The organism is Marinospirillum alkalitolerans, assembly GCF_045055655.1.
GTDB classification, from domain to species: domain Bacteria; phylum Pseudomonadota; class Gammaproteobacteria; order Pseudomonadales; family Halomonadaceae; genus Marinospirillum; species Marinospirillum alkalitolerans.
Window position 1 is genome coordinate 24305 of record NZ_JBANFI010000006.1, and the last position, 18451, is coordinate 42755.

General features: G+C 55.4%; 16 protein-coding genes. 8 read left to right on the forward strand and 8 right to left on the reverse strand.

Annotation, left to right across the window (positions count from 1 at the left end):
- Nucleotides 1-206: 206 nt before the first annotated feature.
- Nucleotides 207-815 (forward strand): Fic family protein, encoded by a 609-nt coding sequence (locus tag V6U78_RS10320; protein WP_405340557.1) that lies wholly within the window; start codon nt 207-209, stop codon nt 813-815.
- A 209-nt stretch (nt 816-1024) separates the two neighbouring features.
- On the opposite strand, the gene V6U78_RS10325 is transcribed toward V6U78_RS10320, so the two are convergent.
- From V6U78_RS10325 to gloB, 6 genes are all read right to left on the reverse strand, one after another.
- Nucleotides 1025-2629 (reverse strand): ABC transporter ATP-binding protein, encoded by a 1605-nt coding sequence (locus tag V6U78_RS10325; RefSeq protein ID WP_405340225.1) that lies wholly within the window; start codon nt 2627-2629, stop codon nt 1025-1027.
- Nucleotides 2626-3714: an ABC transporter permease gene (locus V6U78_RS10330; protein WP_405340228.1), complete on the reverse strand. Its 1089-nt coding sequence runs from the start codon at nt 3712-3714 to the stop codon at nt 2626-2628. The genes V6U78_RS10325 and V6U78_RS10330 overlap by 4 nt, the downstream gene beginning before the upstream one ends.
- Nucleotides 3711-4781 (reverse strand): microcin C ABC transporter permease YejB, encoded by a 1071-nt coding sequence (locus V6U78_RS10335; protein WP_405340231.1) that lies wholly within the window; start codon nt 4779-4781, stop codon nt 3711-3713. Before V6U78_RS10335 ends, V6U78_RS10330 begins: the two co-directional genes overlap by 4 nt.
- Entirely contained in the window at nt 4778-6598 is a 1821-nt protein-coding gene (locus V6U78_RS10340; protein WP_405340234.1) for an extracellular solute-binding protein, read from the reverse strand. The genes V6U78_RS10335 and V6U78_RS10340 overlap by 4 nt, the downstream gene beginning before the upstream one ends.
- 22 nt (nt 6599-6620) lie before the next feature.
- Entirely contained in the window at nt 6621-8333 is a 1713-nt protein-coding gene (locus V6U78_RS10345) for a LysM peptidoglycan-binding domain-containing protein (RefSeq protein ID WP_405340237.1), read from the reverse strand.
- Nucleotides 8334-8517: 184 nt separating this feature from the next.
- On the reverse strand, nt 8518-9315 hold the full coding sequence (gene gloB, locus V6U78_RS10350; protein WP_405340240.1) for a hydroxyacylglutathione hydrolase: 798 nt from the start codon (nt 9313-9315) through the stop codon (nt 8518-8520).
- A 99-nt stretch (nt 9316-9414) separates the two neighbouring features.
- Between gloB and V6U78_RS10355 the strand changes: the two genes are divergently transcribed.
- From V6U78_RS10355 to nudC, 4 genes are read left to right on the forward strand one after another with little or no spacing between them, the layout of a single operon-like run.
- The gene (locus V6U78_RS10355; protein WP_405340243.1) at nt 9415-10182 is read left to right on the forward strand and encodes a methyltransferase domain-containing protein; all 768 of its coding nucleotides are present in this window, start codon (nt 9415-9417) and stop codon (nt 10180-10182) included.
- A gap of 28 nt (nt 10183-10210) precedes the next feature.
- On the forward strand, nt 10211-10666 hold the full coding sequence (gene rnhA / locus V6U78_RS10360; protein ID WP_405340246.1) for a ribonuclease HI: 456 nt from the start codon (nt 10211-10213) through the stop codon (nt 10664-10666).
- A 31-nt stretch (nt 10667-10697) separates the two neighbouring features.
- Nucleotides 10698-11438, forward strand: coding sequence for a DNA polymerase III subunit epsilon (gene dnaQ / locus V6U78_RS10365; protein ID WP_405340249.1), 741 nt, complete (start codon nt 10698-10700; stop codon nt 11436-11438).
- Nucleotides 11435-12322, forward strand: a complete 888-nt coding sequence (gene nudC, locus V6U78_RS10370) for an NAD(+) diphosphatase (RefSeq protein ID WP_405340252.1) — start codon at nt 11435-11437, stop codon at nt 12320-12322. The genes dnaQ and nudC overlap by 4 nt, the downstream gene beginning before the upstream one ends.
- A gap of 12 nt (nt 12323-12334) precedes the next feature.
- On the opposite strand, the gene V6U78_RS10375 is transcribed toward nudC, so the two are convergent.
- On the reverse strand, nt 12335-12811 hold the full coding sequence (locus V6U78_RS10375) for a hypothetical protein (protein ID WP_405340255.1): 477 nt from the start codon (nt 12809-12811) through the stop codon (nt 12335-12337).
- Between the two features lie 233 nt (nt 12812-13044).
- Here V6U78_RS10375 and topA point away from each other — a divergent pair, with 233 nt between their 5' ends.
- The gene (topA, locus tag V6U78_RS10380; protein ID WP_405340258.1) at nt 13045-15642 is read left to right on the forward strand and encodes a type I DNA topoisomerase; all 2598 of its coding nucleotides are present in this window, start codon (nt 13045-13047) and stop codon (nt 15640-15642) included.
- Between the two features lie 44 nt (nt 15643-15686).
- The gene (locus V6U78_RS10385) at nt 15687-16169 is read left to right on the forward strand and encodes a DUF6586 family protein (protein WP_405340261.1); all 483 of its coding nucleotides are present in this window, start codon (nt 15687-15689) and stop codon (nt 16167-16169) included.
- Nucleotides 16170-16234: 65 nt separating this feature from the next.
- Here the strand turns inward: V6U78_RS10385 and lexA are convergent, their stop codons facing one another.
- Nucleotides 16235-16861 carry a transcriptional repressor LexA gene (gene lexA / locus V6U78_RS10390; RefSeq protein ID WP_405340264.1) on the reverse strand — a complete coding sequence of 209 codons (627 nt, stop codon included), beginning with the start codon at nt 16859-16861 and terminating at the stop codon, nt 16235-16237.
- A gap of 193 nt (nt 16862-17054) precedes the next feature.
- Here lexA and V6U78_RS10395 point away from each other — a divergent pair, with 193 nt between their 5' ends.
- Complete coding sequence (locus V6U78_RS10395; RefSeq protein ID WP_405340267.1) at nt 17055-18428, forward strand: MATE family efflux transporter; 1374 nt, start codon at nt 17055-17057, stop codon at nt 18426-18428.
- The last annotated feature ends 23 nt before the right edge of the window (nt 18429-18451 follow it).

Genomic DNA, 18451 nt, shown 5'->3' on the forward strand with positions numbered 1-18451 from the left:
GCTAAGCGCTTTGGTAAACAGGGTTCTAGCCAAACAGCTCGACAAGTTGCTGGGCAACCAACTCGATAGCATTGGATGAACTCAGCGAGGCCATTTGGCCACCCCAAAGCGCCTAGTGTGTAAAAAAAGCGAGAATTTATACACAAACGCTGGACGTGTCGATATTTTCATAGAATTTCGACACGTAACCTTCTCATGTTGATGCAATCAACCTATATTCAACTCATGTCGATGGCATCGACCCGTTGATTAAAATGGCCGTCAGCCACTATCAGTTTGAAGCCATTCACCCCTTTACCGATGGCAACGGGCGCACTGGCCGGGTGCTCAATACGCTTTACCTGATAGAGCAAAAATTACTCACGCTGCCTATCCTCTATTTAAGCCGCTACATTCTGCAACACCGCGCCGACTATTATCGTTTGCTCACCCAGGTCACCAGCGACCAGAACTGGGAGGCATGGATTATCTATATGCTTCAAGCAGTTGAGCAGACTTCTCGCTGGACAACCGCTAAAATAGCCGCCGTGCGGGAGCTGATCGAACACACCAGCGCCTATATTCAGCAGCAACTACCCAAAATATACAGCTATGAACTGGTACAGGTGATCTTTGAGCAACCCTATTGCCGCATCAGCAACCTCACTGAAAAGCAGATCGCCAAGCGCCAAACCGCATCGGCCTACCTAAAACAGCTTGTCGCAATAGGCGTGCTCAACGAAATCCAGTCGGGCAAAGAGAAGCTCTTTGTGCACCCTAAGCTGATTCAGCTCATGACCGCAGACAACAACACCTTCAGCCATTATTCGGCTTAAAGAGACACCAGCCAGCTTTGGCCGCATCAGCATAACGGTGGCATGAGTCCGAATCAGGCAGAGGAAAAATACTGGATTAACTATAAACCCGTGGCCAGTTTTACTTGACCACTACACTTTGGTTGTCGACCATTGCGTGGTATTACTCGCATTATTCAGAGATTACGAGCTGAAAAGACATCAGTGGGTTGTGGGGAGGGGCCACCTCCCTACCCCGCATTGGTGTTGGCGTGCCACAAGCCCGCGGCTTGTAGTAGTTGGCGCGTGTAGTCGGCTTGCGGCTGGGTGATCAGCTGATGGGTGGGGGCGAGTTCGATTTGTTCGCCGTGGCGCATGACCAGTATCCGGTGGCTCAGTGCTTGCACCACACGCAGATCATGACTGATCAGCAGATAAGCGAGCTGATACTTGGCTTGCAGCTGGCGCAAGAGATCAAGAATCTGCGCCTGAATACTGCGATCCAGCGCCGAGGTGGGTTCATCGAGAATCAGCAGGCGAGGTTTGAGAATCAGCGCGCGGGCGAGGGCGATACGCTGGCGTTGTCCGCCTGAAAACTCATGCGGATAACGAAAGCGCGTGGCAGGGTCCAGCCCGACTTCTTGCATGACCTGAATAATCTGCGCTTCTTGCTCATCATGGCGCAGTTGTGGCTGATGCAGCGCCAGCCCCTCGCCGATAATCTCCATCACGCTCATACGTGGGCTCAGGCTGCCATAGGGATCTTGAAACACCAGTTGCATCTGGCGACGGTGGGGCAGTAGTGCGCGTTGTGTGAGACCTGTCAGCGTTTGACCGAGCAGCTGCACTTCACCGCCTGCACTGGGCAGTAGTCTCAGGATCGCCAAGGCCAGCGAGGTTTTGCCCGAGCCGCTTTCTCCAACCAGGCCCAGTGTCTCCCCTGCACGCAAGGACCAGCTTTGCTCCGCAACAGCCACCAAGGGCGGTGGCGCTTTTTGCCAGAGACGGGTGCGCGGGCGGGCATATTCAACCCTGAGTTGATCAAGGCTGAGGATCTCTTCGGCTTGTGCTGCCAGAGGAGTCGGCTGTCCACTGGGTTCGCTGGCGAGCAGATGACGGGTGTAATCGGCTTGTGGCTGAGCAAAAAGAGCCGCTGTAGCTTGGGTCTCGACCAGCTGGCCCTGATGCATCACGGCAACCTGATCACTATAGCGTCGCACCAGATGCAGATCATGGGAGATCAGCAGCATCGCCATGCCATAGCGGGCTTGCAGGCGGCGCAGCAGATCAAGAATTGTTTGCTGTACCGTCACATCCAGCGCGGTGGTGGGTTCATCCGCGAGCAGCACTTGGGGGTTGTTGGCCAAGGCCATCGCGATCATCACCCTTTGGCGTTGGCCACCAGAGAGCTGATGGGGCCAGGCTTGAGCCAGTTGCGGATCGAGCTGGACTTCTTGCAGGAGTTCACGGCTGCGTTCGGCGGCCTCGCGCTGGCTCAGTCCTTGATGCAGGATCAAGGTTTCGTTGATTTGGCGGCCAACACGATGCAGTGGGTTGAGCGAGGTCATCGGCTCTTGAAAAATCATCGCGATCTTTTGTCCGCGCAGGCCGCGCCACTGGCGTTCGCTATAGTCACTAAGGCATTGATCACCCAGCTGAATCTGGCCGCTGACTTGGGCTGTATCGGGCAACAGGCCAAGGCAAGCAAGCGCCGTCAAGGATTTGCCCGAGCCACTTTCACCGACCAGAGCCAGGGTTTCTCCTGCGTTGAGTTGCAGATCCAGTTGTTGCACGACAGGGGTGGAGCCGAAGCGAATGGTCAGCTCTTTCAGTTGCAATAAAGGGCCAGAAGTCATGGTGGCGGTGTCTTCTCGGTCGAGGGGGTGAAGGCTTTGCGTGGATCAAAGGCATCGCGCACCCCTTCACCAATAAAGACCAGCAGGGTGAGCAGGATCGCCAGAGTCATAAAGGCGGTGATGCCAAGCCAAGGGGCTTGCAGATTGTTTTTACCTTGTGCGACCAGTTCGCCTAAAGAGGGGGTACCCGGCGGCAGGCCAAAACCGAGAAAATCCAGTGCGGTCAGCGTGGTCACCGCACCAGTAAACAGAAAGGGCAAAAAGGTCAGCGTGGCAACCAGTGCATTAGGCAGCACATGGCGCAGCAGCAGACGGGTGTTGGAGAGGCCCAAGGCGCGGGCCGCGCGTACATATTCTAAATTACGGGCTTTTAAGCATTCAGCACGCACAAGATCGACCAGCGCAGGCCAGCTAAAGAGCAGCAGGATGCCCAACAGCCACCAAAAGCCGGGGGTGATCAGGCTGGCGAGAATAATCAGCACAAACAGCGTGGGCAGGCCAGACCAGATTTCGATCAGCCGCTGGCCCCAGAGATCAAGGCGGCCACCATAGTAGCCCTGCATCGCGCCGATCAGCACACCGATCACGCTGCTGCCTAGCGTGAGCAGCAGGGCAAACAGGATTGAGAGACGTAGGCTGTAGATCACACGCGCCAGCACATCACGCCCTTGATCATCTGTCCCGAGCCAGTTTTCACGGCTGGGTGGTGTGGGGGCAGGTTGAGTGAGTTGATAGTTGATGGTGGCATGATGAAAGGGAATCAGCGGCCAGAGCATCCAGCCGTCACCAGCGGCAATATTTTCTTGCAGAAAGGGATCACGATAATCCGCTGGAAAGGGCAGGTCGCCGCCAAAGGTGGTTTCATCATACTGCTGCCATAAGGGCCAGTAGAGTTGGCCTTCGTAGCGCACCACCAAGGGACGTTCATGGGCGATCAGCTCCGCCATCAGGGTGATCCCAAACAGGCCGAGAAACAGCCATAAAGACCACCAAGCACGGCGGTTGGCTTTGAATATCTGCCAGCGGCGTTGATTCAGCGGTGCGCGCCAGCCAGCTTGAAGTCGATGGAGCCAACTGGTGTTCATCCCTGCTCCCGTGAAGCAAAATCAATACGTGGATCAATCAGCATATAGGTGAGATCACTGATCAGCTTAAGCAGCAGGCCTATCAGTGTAAAAAGATAAAGGGTGCCAAACACCACCGGATAATCACGCTGCACCACCGCCTCAAAGCCAAGCAGCCCCAAGCCATCCAGCGAGAAGATCACTTCAATCAGCAGGGCGCCAGTGAAGAAGATGCTGATCAAGGCCGCTGGCATGCCCGCAATAATAATCAGCATCGCATTGCGAAAGACATGGCCGTACAGCACGCGTGAGGCACTGAGCCCCTTGGCGCGCGCGGTGAGCACATACTGCTTGTGGATTTCTTCTAAAAAGGAGTTTTTGGTCAGTAGCGTCAGCGTGGCAAAGCCAGAGATGGTCATCGCCAGTACGGGCAGAGTCAGATGCCAGAAGTAATCGAGAAGCTTGCCGCCAAGGCTGAGCTGATCAAAATCATCAGAAGTCAGGCCGCGCAGTGGAAACCAGCTTAAGTAGCTGCCGCCAGCAAAGAGCACGATCAACAGCAGTGCAAACAAAAAGCCAGGAATGGCATAGCCAATCACCACCACTGAAGAAGTCCACACATCAAAGCGGCTGCCATGATGCAGGGCTTTGCGGATACCAAGAGGAATCGAGATCAGATAGATCAACAGCGTTGACCAGAGCCCGAGCGAGATGGACACGGGCATTTTTTCAAGGATCAACTCACTGACTGGGCGGCCACGAAAAAAGCTTTCGCCAAGATCAAAGGTGAGATACTGGCGCACCATCAGCAAGAAGCGCTCATGCGCTGGGCGATCAAAACCGAACTGGGCTTCAAGCTCCGCGATCAGGCGCGCCTCCATACCCTGGCTGCCGCGATGGGCCGATTCTGCCAGTTCGCCACCGCCTCCCAAGCGGGTGCTGCTCATGCTGCCCAGATCCTGCATCTGCGCCATCATCTGTTCGATGGGACCACCGGGTGCAGCTTGAATAATGATGAAATTCAGCAGCAAAATACCCAGCAGCGTGGGTGGAATCAGCAGTAGGCGCTGGAGCAGATAACGCGTCATTCTTCAGCAATCCACCAGCTGTCCATCGCCAAACCAAAGGGTGGGTGCACTTCAGGGATCTGCACACGACGATGGCGGGCGACACGGTGCTCAGGCAGGTGCCAATGGGGGAGCACATAGTGGCCATGCAGCAAAACGCGATCCAGCGCACGCGCGGTAGCAACCAGTGTGGTGCGATCGGGTGCGGCAATCAGCTGTTCAACCAGCGCATCCACTACTGGATCTTGAATGCCAGATAAATTGCGCCCATCTGCTGCCTGGGCAAAGGCAGAATGAAAGTAATCACGCTGCTCATTCCCCGGTGACAGGCTTTGCGGCAGGGTGGAGATGATCATGTCATAGTCAAACTGGCGCACACGATTCAAAAACTGAGTGGTATCGACAAGGCGTACATCAAGGCGGATGCCCAAGCGCTCCAGATTCTGCCGCCACGGCAGCACAACCCGCTCAAAGGCGCTGTCATGCATCAGCAGCTCAACACGCAGTTGCTGGCCTTGTGCATTGACCAGACGACGGCCATCGAGTGTCCAACCGGCTTCACGCAGTAGATTCAGCGCCTCGCGCATTTCACGCCGCAGCTGGCCACTGCCATCAGTGACAGGCAGGCGATAGGGGGTGGTGAACAAGCTTGCCGGTAGTTGATCTGCAAAGCGATTGAGGATCTCCAGCTCTAAGCCGCTTGGCAGGTCAGCACTGGCCAGCTCTGAGTTGCTGAAATAGCTGGTGGTGCGGGTGTAAGCGCCATGAAAGAGCTGCTGGTTCGTCCATTCAAAATCAAACATCAGCGTCAGCGCCTGACGCACTCGGGCATCAGCCAGCACGGGGCGACGAGTGTTATAGAAAAAGCCCTGCATGCCAGAGGAATTTTGATGGGGGATGGATTCCAGCAGGATCTCGCCTGAGTTCAGTGCTGGACCGCTGTAGCCCGTTGCCCAGTGGCGGGCGATATGCTCAAGGCGCACATCCAGACGTCCGGCTTTAAAGGCCTCCAAGGCAACGCTGCTATCGCGAAAGTAGTCATAGATCATCTGATCAATATTATGACGGCCACGGTTGATGGGCAGATCGGCCCCCCAGTAGTTGTCAACACGCTGATAGACGATGCGTCGTCCGGCATCCACTTCTGCAATACGATACGGCCCGCTGCCCAGTGGTCGCTCCAGACCTGGGCGAGTGAAGTCGCGCTCGGCCCAGAAGTGCGCAGGCAGAATCGGCACCTGGCCAATAATCAGCGGAAGCTCGCGGTTTTCTGGGTTGCCGAGATAAAAGCGCACCCGCAGAGGATCAGGGGTTTCTATGCGTAGGATATCGGCATAGTAGGCGCGATAAAAGGGACGTCCCTGAGTTTTGAGTGTTTCGAAGGTAAAGGCAACATCGGCACTGGTGACCGGCTGACCATCATGAAAGCGAGCTTCGGGGCGCAGTTGGAACTCGATCCAGCCGCCATCTGGATCAACGCGCATACACTCGGCCAGCAGGCCATATTCGGTGAAGGGTTCATCGGCACTGGATTCGGCCAGACTGTCATAGATCAGGCCCAGGCCCGCTGCGGGTGTGCCTTGAATAATAAAAGGATTCAGACTATCGAAGCTGCCGCCGGGCGGTGTTTGGCGCAGGCGGCCGCCCTTGGGCGCTTCTGGATTGACATAATCAAAATGGGAGAAGTCCGCTGCATAGCGCGGTGCTTCGTCATAGATACTCAGCGCATGGCGACATTCCACGGCACTTGCGCTTGCGCTCCAGAGCAGGCTGCTGCTGAGCAACAGCGCGCAGTAGGCAGCTGGACGAATCATGACGCACTCCCATTTTTTTGGCATCCGTATCTCCTTGGTCTTGTGCTTAGTTACGTGTGACATCCACATGCAGCGTCAGGTTTTGTCCTGGCTGCAAGTAGCGGTTGGGGTTGATATTGTTCCAGCGCGCGATATCACTGACGCTGACTTGAAAGCGCTGGGCGATGCTGGCCAGATTATCGCCACGGCGGACTTGATAGTTCACACGCCGCACGACACTGCGCTGGGCTGGGCTGTTGGCAGACTGGGCATTGCGTGACCAGATCACCAGACTTTGTCCGGCGATTAATGGATCACCGGGGGCCATGTTGTTCCAAGCGGCCAGTTCGCGCACGCTGACATTATGGCGGCGGGCGAGCAGCCAGAAGCTATCACCACTTTGTACGCGATGATCCACGCGCTGGCCATTGCGCTGCACATTTTGGCGGCGCTGTAGGCGCTGATCTTCGCTGAGGGCATACTGGCCTGCGCCTTGGCTGGGAATCGGGATCAAGAGTTCGCGTCCGGCACGAATAATGTCGCCATTGAGCTGGTTGGCGTCACGGATCATGCTGGGCGTGGTGTTAAAGCGGCGTGAGATGGTCAGCAGGCTGTCGCCTGAGGCCACGCGATAGCGCTGCCAGCTCATGCGCTGCTGGGCTGGGAGGGCTTCGAGTGCTTGGGCAAAGACATCGGCTTGCTCGATCGGCACCAGAAGGCGATGGGGGCCGTTAGGGTCGGTGGCCCATTGGCTATAGCCTGGATTGAGCAGATAAAGCTCATTGATGCTGATTTCAGCCATCTGGGCGGCCAAGGCCAGATCGATCTGCCCGCCAGTGGGCACAACAGCAAAATAAGGCTCATTCGGCAGGCTGCTCAAGGTGATGCCATAGGCTTCTGGATCACCGATGACCCTTGCCAGAGCGACCATCTTCGGCACATAGGCGCGGGTCTCAGCCGGTAGGTTCAGCTCCCAGAAGGTACCATTGCCACCTGCTTGACGGTTATGTCGCAAGGCGCGGTTCACATTACCGCCACCAGCATTGTAAGCGGCTAAGGCCAGGTGCCAGTCGTCAAAACGGCGATGCAGTTGGGTGAGATAGGTCAGCGCAGCATCTGTTGAGGCCAGGACATCGCGTCGGCCGTCATACCACCAGTTGTTTTCTAGGCCAAAATGCCGCCCAGTGCCGGGGATAAACTGCCACATGCCCGAAGCACGACCGTGGGAGTAAGCAAAGGGATCATAGGCAGATTCAATAATCGGCAGCAGGGCCAGTTCACTGGGGAGATCACGACGCTCGATCTCTTCAAGAATATGGAACATATAGCGGTTGGCGCGCTGGGCCACCCGATCTAAATAGCTGGGATGGCGCAGCAGCCAGTTGATCTCGGCTTGTACGCGCGGGTCATGGCTGGTGTTATCCATACGCATATTGGCGCGCAGGCGATCCCAGAGATCATAGGGTGGGAGGCTGGGTTCATCCCAAGAGCGCCAATCGGCCTGCTGCTGCAAGGGGAGCAGCTGCCCAAGGCCGTTGGCTTCTTCGGCCTTTAAATAGTGAAACAGCTGTTGCTGCTGCTGTAGCTGGGCCAGCAGATATTCAGGATCACTGGTGGCGGGGTCCTGAGAGGCCTGCTGAAGAGGAAAAGCGGAACAACCGGCTAAAAAAACACTCCCTAGAGTGACTGCAGTGAAAGGGCGACCCCAGCGGCGCAGGAAAAAAGAAGGGGTCGAATGCAGGGGAGGAAACCATTGGCAAATCGATTGAAATAAAGGCATAGAATAGGATCGTGTTGGTCAGAAAAATGGATAACTCGGCTCTTGGGGCAGTAATTTACACTATTTTTTCAGTACGCGCCTAGAGAAGCGCGCTGCCACTGGCCCGCGCGGCTGGCCGCTGAGGCTCACTCAGGCTGGATCGAATCAGCCGTCAAGATCAGCAGGCTGCCTTGTTGTACGCTTGCTAGGAAGCGTTTTTCCAGAGGCGTAAAAAGTGTAGCCAGGCTGCTGGGGTCTCAGGTTGGGGTTCGCCCTGTTGTGCCACAAACTGGCTGATCGAGGCCTGCACCTCAGGCTGATTCAGGCGCCAATAGGGGTTGGTCGCGGCCTCTTGCTCGCGGCTGGTGGGGAGCGTAGGGCGCTGGGCCGCACGCAACGCCATACATTGGGCAAGGCGTTGTTGTAAGGCGAAGGAGCTGGGTTCCACCTTGCAGGCAAAATTCAGGTTGGCAAGGGTGTACTCATGGGCTGGGTAGTAGAGGGTGGCATCAGGAAAAGCTGCCAGAGCTTGGAGCGATTGATACATCTGTTGTGCGGTGCCTTCAAAAAGTCGGCCGCAGCCCGCCGCAAAAAGCGTATCGCCACAAAAAATATGCTGCTGACCTTGTTGGTCGGTGCAGGAAAACGCAAGATGGTGATCTGTATGCCCAGGGACCGCCAGCACCTCCACCTGCCAATCGAGCAGCTGAAAGCGATCACCCTGCTGCACGGCCTGAGTCAGTGGCGGCAAGCGGGCCTGATCTGCGGCACTGCCGATCACAGCACAAGAATAGGCCGCACTCAGCGCAGCCACACCCCCTATGTGATCGGGATGGTGGTGCGTGATCAGGATGCCTTCAAGCTGGCGTTGCGTGGCGTCTAAGTAGGCGCGCACTGGTGCGGCATCTCCTGGATCAACCACCCAGCAGCGTGGGTCCTGATCCTGTTGGATGACCCAGATATAATTATCTTTGAAGGCGGGTAGAGGGTGAACTGAATACATGGCCTTAACCTCAATCAAGCAAGCAATGGGAGACAAAAAGATGCCAAGCGTGCACAAGGGGGAGCGGTGAAACGAGGGCAGCAAGATTCCCAGACCGTCATGGCTTCTCCTGAGGCCTGTTGGGCTCAGTGGCAGATTTTTTGGGAGACGGCCTTTGCGCAGCATCTTTTAGAGCAGGAGACACGTTTGCTCACGCCCCTGCTGGAGCAGGCCAGAGGTTACCATTTACTTCACCTGGGCACTACTCCTCTGGGGGGGCTGCTGCGCAGTGGCAGTATTCGTCATGTGATTGAATGGCGGCCGCAGCAGGCGCTGGCAACCAGCCCAAGTAGCCTGATTGCCGATCCAGCCTATCTGCCGCTCCCCGATGAATCGATGGATCGGGTTTTTCTGCACCATAGCCTAGCCCTCTATCATCGCCCGCATCAGCTGCTGAAAGAAGCGGCGCGGGTGGTCTTGTCGCAAGGCGAGATCTGGGTGTGTGCACTCAACCCTTGGAGCTGGCAGGCGCTGTTGCGTTTTACGCCACGCTGGATGCAGCCTAAATCCTTGCGCGCGCTGGCAGGGAGTGATTGGATCAGTCCGGCGCGTTTAAAGGACTGGTGTGAACTGCTGGATCTCCATTGTATTGAAATTCGCCCTTATGGCCGCAACAGAAGCTGCTATCATCTCGGCCCTTGGCTCGATCCCTGGCAGGGTGCTTATTTTATGCGTTTGGGTAAAAATGTAGGCTGTCCGCTGAGACCTCGACCCACCTGGCGGCGTCAGGCGTGGATGCCAGAGGCGGCGGTGGGGGCTTCAACCCTCAGTCAGCCAAAGATCGTCAGTGAATCGAGTCGTCCGGTTGGTCAAGAGGGCCAGTCATAAAGCATAAAGAATGAAAGAGAGGAAGCCGATGAGCGATCAACCCCCAGTGGTGATCTATACCGATGGTGCGTGCAAGGGGAATCCGGGGCGCGGCGGTTGGGGCGCTTGGTTGCGCTGCGGCGAGCATCAAAAAAGCCTCTGGGGTGGCGAAGCCCAGACCACCAATAATCGGATGGAGCTGATGGCCGCGATTCAAGCTTTGCAGGCTTTAAAGCGCCCTTGCCAGGTTGAGCTGCATACCGATTCCCAGTATGTGCGTCAGGGTATTACCCAGTGGATGGTGAACTGGAAAAAGAAAAACTGGAAAACGGCAGCAGGTCAGCCAGTGAAAAACAAAGACCTTTGGCAAGCGCTGGATGCCTTAGCGCAGCAGCATCAAATAGAATGGTTTTGGGTGAAGGGCCATGCCGGTGACCCAGGCAATGAAATGGCCGATCAACTTGCCAATCGTGGCGTTGAACAGCCAGAGGGCGGCCTGGCCTGAAGCCCTGAATCCGATCAAAAAGAGATTCACTATGCGTCAAATCGTTCTGGATACAGAAACCACCGGTATTGAACCACGCGAAGGTCACCGGATTATTGAGATTGGGTGTGTGGAGCTGGTCCGTCGTCAGCTCACTCAACGCCATTACCATGTTTATCTCAACCCTGAGCGCGAGATCGATATCGAAGCGACTCAGGTGCATGGGATGACCTGGGACGGCCTGAAAGATCAGCCTTTATTTGCCCAAGTGGCCGATGATTTTCTGGCTTTTGTGCAAGGTAGCGAGCTGCTGATTCATAACGCACCGTTTGATGTTGGCTTTATCAATGCTGAGTTAGAGAGGTTAAACCAGCAGCTGGGTCAGGCACGCTATGGGCGTTTAGAAGACTATTGCCAGATTTTTGATACGCTGGCCTATGCGCGTCGTCGCCATCCTGGGCAGCGCAATAGCCTGGATGCCTTGTGCAAGCGCTACCATGTTGATAACACTGGACGAACGCTGCACGGCGCTTTGCTCGATTCGGAAATTCTGGCCGATGTTTATCTGCGCATGACCGGTGGGCAAACCGCTCTCTCCTTAGGTCAGGATGAAGAAGAGCAGCAAGACGCTTTAGTGGATGTGCACCTGAGTCGCCGTCCTGTAAAGCGCCAAGGGGCGCTACCTATCTATTATGCGCAGGCTGAAGAACTGGCCGCCCATCAAGCCAAACTGGCGCAGCTAGAGGCACAGGCGGGTAGCTGTGTGTGGCTGGCGCAGGAGTCCCAGTCGTGAATCCCCCCTTGCCAAGCTTGCATCCCTTCTCTGCTGCTCAGTCGCCTGCGCTGGGTGGGGCGCTCCAGCCTGTTTTTGAGCGGGGTTTGCATCAACCTAGCGAGGGAGAGCCTATCTGGGTGATACGCCTGAGCCCTGGCATGATTGCACCGAGTCGTCACTCAGATGGACCGGCTTGGGCGGAGGCCGATCTTTATTCCAGCAAGGTGCATCGGCGCTGTCCGGTGATTGGGCGCTGGCAGGGTCGCTCGGTGCTCTTGTCTTTGGTGCGCCATGCTCAGGCCAAGGCGGCAGGCTGGCCCGGCACGCGTCATTGGTTGTTGCAAGCCGATTCACCTGAGTTGGATCTTTTGATCACCGCCGTCAGTTTGGCCGCGTGGGAAGAGCAGCATCAGTTTTGTGGACGCTGTGGCGCTGCAACCCAGGCGCGCTATGATGAGTATGCCAAGGAGTGTCCGCGTTGCCGCTTGCGTCAGTATCCGCGTATTTCGCCAAGCATGATTTGTCTGGTGTGGCGTGAAGAAGAGTTGCTGCTGGCGCAGAGCCCGCGTTTCCAAAATGGGATGTATAGTCTGCTGGCGGGTTTTGTTGAAGCTGGAGAAAGCGTCGAAGAAGCCGTGCATCGAGAGGTGAAGGAAGAAGTCGGCATAGAGATTCAGCGGCTGCACTATCTGGGCAGTCAGTCTTGGCCCTTTCCTCATTCATTGATGCTGGGCTACTGGGCTGAATATCACCAAGGCGAGATCCAGGTGGACCCGACAGAGTTGGTAGACGCACGCTGGTTTCATTGGCAGGATCTGCCACTTTTGCCACCGCCGGCGTCGATTGCCAGACGCTTGATTGATCAGTTTGTTGAGTGGCGGCGTCATGCCGCCGAAGATTAACGCGCGAGCGGCTTAGTTTTTAAAGCACTCAACCTGAATCCGATCACCGATTTCGGCGTCATGATATTCAAGCTGCATCCGTGAAGCGCTTAGTGCCAGCACTTGAAAGACGTCATCACCTTGCATATTGTCAAAGTCACTGGCGTTCAAGATACCTGCGTCATGGAGTTGTTGCGCTGTTGGATTGTTCGGGCGGAACTGACTCGTCTCAGTGCGCAGAGACAGCTGATCGCCTTCTAGTGACCAGTTGCCAGCGGCATCCAGTGCATAGGCCAGTTCTTGCCCTGGTAGGCGCATTTGAATATCGCCTTCAACGCTAAAATGGCCTTGAGCCGTAAAAAGCTGATGGTAGTTAAAGTGCAGAGTCAGGCCTTGCTCAGTGGGAAAGTGGTGCTCGCAGGTCCATTGACCGACCAGCAGTTGCTCATCATGAGCGAGTGCAGCGCAGCTGAGTAGCAGGGCGCAGGGAAAGAAGATCAAACGACGCATGAGATAGATCCTTAGCAGCGAAAAAAAGACAGGATAAGGCATCTGCTGCATAGAATGCCAGTGATGCCCAAGGTCTGGCTGCTGAGATCGCCAGCAGGGCGCGTTGCTCAGTGATCAGGGTGGCATCCCATCCAGCACTGGGTTACTGTATGCGGCAAATCTCATCGTCTGAGACAGCTTTTGTCTTTTCAAATATAGAAATTTTTATTTAAGTCAACAGGATAGCGAACGGAATGGGTAAATCACTGGTTATTGTCGAGTCCCCGGCCAAAGCCAAGACGATTAATAAGTACTTGGGTAGCGACTTTATCGTCAAATCGAGCGTAGGCCATATCAGAGATTTACCTGTCAGCGGTGGCGGGAAGAGCTCCACCGCGCGCGCGACGAAAAAAGCGCTGACAGCGGCCGAGAAAAAGCAGCGCGCTCAGGATCAGTTGATCGCCCGCATGGGGGTCGATCCAGAGCATGGCTGGAAAGCGCATTATGAAATCTTGCCCGGCAAGGAAAAGGTGGTCAGCGAGCTGAAAAAGCTAGCGAAAGAAGCCGATGCCATTTATCTGGCGACGGATTTGGACCGCGAGGGAGAGGCCATAGCTTGGCACCTGCGCGAGACCTTGGGCGGTGATCCGCAGCGTTATCGTCGCGTGGTGTTTAACGAGATTACCAAAAAAGCCATTACCCAGGCCTTTGAGCAGCCAGGTGAGCTGGATCTGCACCGTGTACAGGCGCAGCAAGCGCGACGCTTCCTCGATCGTGTGGTGGGTTATATGGTGTCGCCCTTATTGTGGGCGAAGGTGGCTCGGGGCTTGTCTGCTGGTCGTGTGCAATCGGTTGCGGTGCGCTTGATCGTAGAGCGTGAACGCGCGATTCGTGCTTTTGTGCCCGAAGAATACTGGGATGTGCACGCGGATTTGCGTTCGGATCAACATCCGCTGCGTTGTCAGGTGGTCAGTCAGGCCGGTCAGGCTTTTCGTCCCGTGAATCAGCAGCAAACAGACGCCGCTCTGGCCATTTTGCAAACAGCCCAATATCAGCTGATTGATCGTGAAGACAAGCCCACCCAAAGCCGTCCAGGTGCGCCGTTTATTACCTCGACTTTGCAGCAGGCGGCCAGTACACGCCTTGGTTTTTCAGTCAAGAAAACCATGACGCTGGCTCAGCGCCTCTATGAAGCGGGTCATATCACCTATATGCGTACGGATTCGACCAACCTATCGCAAGAGGCGGTTGCCAGCTGCCGTGAGTGGATTGCTGAAGCCCTGGGTGCGGCCTATCTGCCAGAGCAGCCAGTGTCCTACTCCAGCAAAGAAGGCGCACAAGAAGCCCACGAAGCGATCCGTCCCTCACAAGTCAAAGTGAAGGGTGAAGATCTTAAAAATATGGAGCGGGATGCCCAGCGTTTGTATGAGCTGATTTGGCGTCAGTTTGTGGCCTGTCAGATGCCACCCGCGCGCTATTTGTCTTCGACGCTGACGGTTCAGGCGGCTGATTTTGAACTGAAGGCCAAGGGTCGTGTGCTGCAATTTGATGGTTATACGCGGATTCAGCCGCCAGCAGGGAAGCAGGGCGAAGACCAGGTCTTGCCTGATTTGCAAAAGGGGACGCAGCTGGATTTGCTGGCGCTGGACCCCAAGCAGCATTTCACCAAACCACCGGCGCGCTTTACCGAAGCTGCATTAGTGAAGGAGCTGGAAAAGCGCGGTATCGGCCGTCCGTCCACCTATGCGGCGATTATCTCGACGATTCAAGAGCGGGGCTATGTCAAGCTCGAAAGCCGTCGCTTCTATGCAGAAAAGATGGGCGATATCGTCACCGATCGTCTGGTCGAGAGCTTCCATGATCTGCTCGATTACAGCTTTACGGCACGGATGGAGGATGGACTGGATGCCGTCGCTGAAGGGGGGGCGGATTGGAAGGATCTGCTGAATCACTTCTACAGCGATTTTCGCCGTCAGCTGGATCAGGCCCAGTCTGAGCAGGGTATGCGTCCCAATCAGCCAGTCGAAACCCATATCAGCTGCCCAACCTGTTCGCGGCCGATGCAAATTCGCATCGCTTCCACTGGAACCTTCTTAGGTTGTTCAGGCTATGCGCTGCCACCTAAGGAGCGCTGCAAAACCACCATCAATCTGGTGCCCGGTGATGAATTTGTGGCCGAAGATGCTGATGAAAATGCCGAAGTTGATGCTCTGCGTGCCAAGCGACGTTGCCAGAAGTGCGGCACCGCGATGGAAAGCCTGATCATTGATGAAAAGCGCAAACTGCATGTGTGCGGGAATAGCCCTGATTGTGATGGTTATCAGATCGAAGAGGGCCAATTCCGCTTGAAAGGCTATGAAGGCCCAACACTGGATTGTGATAAGTGTGGCAGTGAGATGCAGCTCAAAACAGGCCGTTTTGGCAAGTATTTTGGCTGCACCAACACTGAATGCAAAAACACGCGTAAGCTGCTGCGCAGTGGCGAGGCGGCACCACCCAAGATGGACCCAGTGCCAATGCCAGAGCTGCGTTGCTTAAAGGTGGATGATCACTATGTGCTGCGCGATGGGGCCAGTGGTTTGTTTTTGGCAGCCAGCCAATTCCCGAAAAACCGTGAAACGCGTCCACCGCAGGTGCGTGAGATCAAGCCACACCGTGCGCAGATTGATCCTAAGCATCATTATCTGCTTGATGCACCTGAGCAGGACCCAGCAGGTCATCCAACAGTGATTCGCTTTTCACGTAAAACCAAAGAACAGTATGTGCAGGCAGAGCAAGAGGGTAAACCGACGGGATTTCGTGCCTTCTGGAAGGATGGGCGCTGGCAGATAGAAGATAAATCCAAGGGCTAGTCGAATGTGCCAGTATCGATCTGAGGTCAGAGAAGGAGAAGAGCATGGCTGATGCGGCACACAGAACGCGGCAACTTTTTTATCAGGTGCGCTTATTGCTGGATGCCGCCCATCAGCCGCATGATCCATTGGTGGAGGTGGCTTGGCAGGAAACCTGCTACGAGGCGGCCTTGGGCGCACTGTTAAAAATTGAGTTGAGCTTTTTGCGTGAGCTGGCTGAAGCCTATCGTCTACAGCCACAGCGAGTTCACGCGCTGGCAGATCTACAGCAGCAGGCGCAGCAGCGTGACCAGCGTTTGTATGAGCTGGAGGTCTGGCGGGCTGATCGTCTGGGAATCTGTTCACGTTTGAACATGCTGGCGGCCCAACAGGGGTTGCCTCGTTCAGCAGAGGTCGCGGTCGCTGTTCCTGCGGGGCAGATTGCGGTGCAGCGTGAAGAACTCAAGCCGCTTGAGGAGCTGGAGCGGCTTTATCAGCAGCTCAAAGCGCAGGTTGATATGCTGCGCTCTGGTCTGTTGGAGGAGTAAGCTGGAGCAGAACTTCAGTTGATCATCCGTGCTGAGGCCGAGAAGGCACTCGGCACTGGATGAGCTTAATGCAGGCTATGATTGAACTGATCGCGAATCAGACCGACCGCTAAACCCTCGATGTTCAGAGTTTCTTCTTCAAGATTAATCTTGATCGGCTCAAAATCAGCGTTTTCTGGTAGCAGCCAAACGATCTGATCTTCTTGCTTAAAGCGCTTGACGGTGACTTCATCGTGGATGCGCGCGACCACCAATTGCCCATTACGCGGGGCTTGATCCAGGCGCTTGACCGCCAACAGATCACCATCAAAAATCCCGATGTCTTTCATGCTCAGCCCTTTAACGCGCAGCAGATAGTCAGGTTTTTGACTGAAGGCGTAGGCATCAACATTCAGATGACGTTCGATATTCTCTTGGGCTAAAAGCGGACTGCCGGCGGCCACCTGCCCCAAAACAGGCAGGCCTTCTTCGTTGATCTGCTCTTGCGTCAGGCGGATGCCGCGTGAGGTCCCCGCAAGAATCTCAATCGCACCTTTGCGTTCTAGAGCGCGCAGATGTTCTTCGGCCGCATTGGCGGAGCGAAACCCAAGAATGCGCGAAATTTCGGCGCGCGTGGGGGGCATGCCTTTTTCTTTCATCGCATCCTTGATGATATCCAGCACCTGCTGCTGGCGTTTGGTAAGTTTGATCATCAGTGCTCCAGAGATGTTTTTTTGCACAGCTGTTTGGTTAAACAGCCTAGTCTTCTATACAGTAGCTTGGCGCTAAGCTTAGCTTTTAAAGGCTTGGAGCTCAAGCCCTGCGCGGACAGAAAGGTGTTTTGCAGACACATTTGGCGTTCTGCGATCGAAAGGAGTAGTATTCTCGGTTTTTGGTGCGCATAAAATGAAGTCGTTTCATCAAGAGTTTTGGTTACATAACCGTCCGTTAATGCTACTGGCCTTGCCGCTTCTGGGAGCGCAGCTGGCACAAACTGGGATGGGCGTCGTCGATACGATTATGGCAGGACGTTTGAGTCCTGTGGATTTGGCTGCGGTGGCGGTTGGGGCCAGTATTTTTGGCCCCATGATGCTGCTGATTTTTGGGACACTGATGGCGGTGACCCCTTTGGTTGCCCATGCCCGTGGTGGGCAGCGGCATCATGAAATGGCGCCGCTGATTCATCAGGCGAGCTGGGTGGGGGCGCTGTTGCTGATACCGGCTTGGTTTGCCTTTTATTACAGCCAGGTGGTGTTTGATTTTATGAAGGTGGAGCCGGATGTCGCGAATCTGGCTTCGGCCTACTTGCGCGCAATGAGCTGGGGCCTGCCTGCGCTGGCTTTTTTTCAGGTGTTGCGTTGTTTGTGTGAGGGATCCAATCAGGCCCGACCTGTGTTGCTGATCAGTGTGTTGGGCTTGCTGATCAATATTCCGGCAAACTACATCCTGATCTATGGCAAGTTGGGGATGCCACAATTGGGCGCGGTGGGTTGTGGTTATGCCACGGCGCTGAGTTTCTGGTTTATGACCATCATGCTCGGTTTTTATGTCACCTTTCGCGCTGAATATCGTCCTTTGGCGATTTTTAAGAGCTGGAGCTGGCCGCAGTGGTTGGGCATCAAGCAGATACTGTGGGTGGGCCTGCCTATCGGCCTCTCTATCTTTGTCGAAGCCTCGCTCTTTACCACTATTGCGCTGTTTATTGGTTCGTTGGGTGAGGTGGTGGTCTCAGGCCATCAGGTGGCGTTTAACTTTACAACCTTGCTCTTTATGGTGCCGCTGAGCCTGGGCATGGCCTTGACTGTGAAGGTGGGGCATGCGCTGGGACAACAACGGCCTGCAACCGCCCGTCGAGTGGCCTTTTTAGGTGTTGAGATGGCGTTTTTAGTGTCTTTGCTGGGTGCGCTGGTGATGTGGGTCGCCTCGCCTTGGGTGGTGCAGCTTTACTCTTCTGATCAGGATGTGCAGCAGCTGGCCACGGCTTTGATCCAGCTGGCGGTTTTTTATCAAGTCTCTGATGGGTTGCAGGTCAATGCAGCAGGTGCGCTACGCGGCTATAAAGACACCCGAATTGTCATGTTGATTACGCTATTTTGTTATTGGGTGATCGGCTTAGGCGGCGGCTGGTGGATGGCTTTTGGTGCCAATCCTTGGGGACCACAAGGTGTACAGGGTTTCTGGTATGGCTTGATCGCCGGTCTTTCAGCCGCCTCGGTCTTTTTGCTGTGGCGCTTAAATGTGACCAGTCGGCGAACTCAGCTGGAAGCTGTGAGTCAGTGATAGAGTGCCTCATCGAAAAATAA

What these genes read in the sequence shown, in the direction of transcription:
- V6U78_RS10375 (WP_405340255.1), bottom strand. Translation starts at nt 12,811, where the DNA reads ATGCGTCGTTTGATCTTCTTTCCCTGCGCCCTGCTACTCAGCTGCGCT.
- V6U78_RS10355 (WP_405340243.1), top strand. Translation starts at nt 9,415, where the DNA reads ATGGCTTCTCCTGAGGCCTGTTGGGCTCAGTGGCAGATTTTTTGGGAG.
- V6U78_RS10340 (WP_405340234.1), bottom strand. Translation starts at nt 6,598, where the DNA reads ATGCCAAAAAAATGGGAGTGCGTCATGATTCGTCCAGCTGCCTACTGC.
- V6U78_RS10335 (WP_405340231.1), bottom strand. Translation starts at nt 4,781, where the DNA reads ATGACGCGTTATCTGCTCCAGCGCCTACTGCTGATTCCACCCACGCTG.
- gloB (WP_405340240.1), bottom strand. Translation starts at nt 9,315, where the DNA reads ATGTATTCAGTTCACCCTCTACCCGCCTTCAAAGATAATTATATCTGG.
- V6U78_RS10395 (WP_405340267.1), top strand. Translation starts at nt 17,055, where the DNA reads ATGAAGTCGTTTCATCAAGAGTTTTGGTTACATAACCGTCCGTTAATG.
- V6U78_RS10325 (WP_405340225.1), bottom strand. Translation starts at nt 2,629, where the DNA reads ATGACTTCTGGCCCTTTATTGCAACTGAAAGAGCTGACCATTCGCTTC.
- V6U78_RS10345 (WP_405340237.1), bottom strand. Translation starts at nt 8,333, where the DNA reads ATGCCTTTATTTCAATCGATTTGCCAATGGTTTCCTCCCCTGCATTCG.
- V6U78_RS10385 (WP_405340261.1), top strand. Translation starts at nt 15,687, where the DNA reads ATGGCTGATGCGGCACACAGAACGCGGCAACTTTTTTATCAGGTGCGC.
- rnhA (WP_405340246.1), top strand. Translation starts at nt 10,211, where the DNA reads ATGAGCGATCAACCCCCAGTGGTGATCTATACCGATGGTGCGTGCAAG.
- dnaQ (WP_405340249.1), top strand. Translation starts at nt 10,698, where the DNA reads ATGCGTCAAATCGTTCTGGATACAGAAACCACCGGTATTGAACCACGC.
- lexA (WP_405340264.1), bottom strand. Translation starts at nt 16,861, where the DNA reads ATGATCAAACTTACCAAACGCCAGCAGCAGGTGCTGGATATCATCAAG.
- V6U78_RS10330 (WP_405340228.1), bottom strand. Translation starts at nt 3,714, where the DNA reads ATGAACACCAGTTGGCTCCATCGACTTCAAGCTGGCTGGCGCGCACCG.
- topA (WP_405340258.1), top strand. Translation starts at nt 13,045, where the DNA reads ATGGGTAAATCACTGGTTATTGTCGAGTCCCCGGCCAAAGCCAAGACG.